We start from the raw sequence: 1238 nt of genomic DNA, 5'->3' as shown, positions 1-1238 counted from the left end.
AACGCTTCGCTTCGGCACGAGGCCTCGCTTGGGCTACGCCACATTCCTCTCCGTCACGCTTCTCGCTCCGCAAGAAGACGCGCCGACGCTAACGCCTACTACGTAGGCTCAGCTACGAGGAACGTCGTCTCCCCTAGTTCGTTATGCGTAATCGCTTAATGTATGCCTCGGGACATGGGTAACACTTTCAATACTATGAAAATATCAAATAAAGAGCCAAAAGAGTCACAATCAATCGCTTGACTTTTACACAAAATCAACCAAATTTGAAATATGGCGACGGTTGAAATCTTAGATTCAAACTCTATTCAAAACTCCTTAAAAAAATACAAACAGGAGCTTAATTCCCTAGGCGTTGAAACTATTCACCTTTTTGGATCCGTCGCTAGAAATGAAGCCAAACATAATAGTGATATCGATTTCTTGGTCAAATTTAAGCCTGGAATGAAAAATTTTGATAATTATATTAATCTAACATTTCTACTCGAAGATCTTTTTAATGTAAAAGTCGATCTACTTACTACTGATTCAATTTCAGGCTCACTTAAAAATTCTGTAGATAGTGAGTCAGTATTAATTGAAGTCTGATATTGATTATATTAAACATATCTACAACGAAATTTTGTTTATTAAAGATGAATTAGCTAAAACTAATGAAGCTCTATTTCTTAATGATAATGTTTTAAAACGAGCCTTTGTTCGAAGTATCGAAATAATCGGCGAAGCATCGAACAAACTTTCCGATTCGTTTAAGAAAAAATATAATGAACCTGAATGGAGAAAATTCTCCGCAACTAGAAACCACTTAATTCATGGATACTTTATTGTTGATTATGATATTGTCTGGGATCTTGTTAAAAACAAAATCCCTGTTCTTGAAATTCAAATTAAAGAAATTTTACAAAAAGAAAAAACGCTCTTCGATTAATATGCGCGACTACGCATAACAGCGTGGAAACGCTGCGCTTCGGCACGAGGCCTCGCTTGGGCTACGCCACATTTCCCTTCTGGCACTCGTTTGCATTCGCAAACTACGTGCCAGTCCCTAACGTCCCGCCGGGACTCAGGGTCGGGAAACGTCGTCTCCACTAGTTCGTTATACGAAATGCCCGAAAAACCGATTTAAAACCGAAATTTAATAAGTTTAAGCAAAAAAGAGAAGAAAGTATTCTAGAAAGCTCAATTTTCCAGCACAACTCAACTTGACTTTATAAGCAAATTCATGATAACATGGGCCT

2 protein-coding genes are annotated in these 1238 nt (G+C 38.0%); both read left to right on the top strand.

The window, feature by feature from the left end; all coding sequences use genetic code 11:
• Positions 1-273 precede the first annotated feature (273 nt).
• A complete protein-coding gene (locus tag JWG40_RS00010) occupies positions 274-588 on the top strand; it encodes a nucleotidyltransferase family protein (protein WP_205283839.1) in 315 nt (104 codons plus the stop codon).
• Positions 578-928: a HepT-like ribonuclease domain-containing protein gene (locus JWG40_RS00005; protein ID WP_205283838.1), complete on the top strand. Its 351-nt coding sequence runs from the start codon at positions 578-580 to the stop codon at positions 926-928. The genes JWG40_RS00010 and JWG40_RS00005 overlap by 11 nt, the downstream gene beginning before the upstream one ends.
• Positions 929-1238: the final 310 nt, after the last annotated feature.

The sequence above is a fragment of the Leptospira abararensis genome (assembly GCF_016918735.1).
Taxonomy (GTDB): domain Bacteria; phylum Spirochaetota; class Leptospiria; order Leptospirales; family Leptospiraceae; genus Leptospira_A; species Leptospira_A abararensis.
This window is presented reverse-complemented; position numbering and strand designations above follow the sequence as displayed.

Bases quoted from the DNA above. Each gene is read 5' to 3' on its own strand.
- JWG40_RS00010 (WP_205283839.1), top strand. From the start codon at position 274: ATGGCGACGGTTGAAATCTTAGATTCAAACTCTATTCAAAACTCCTTA.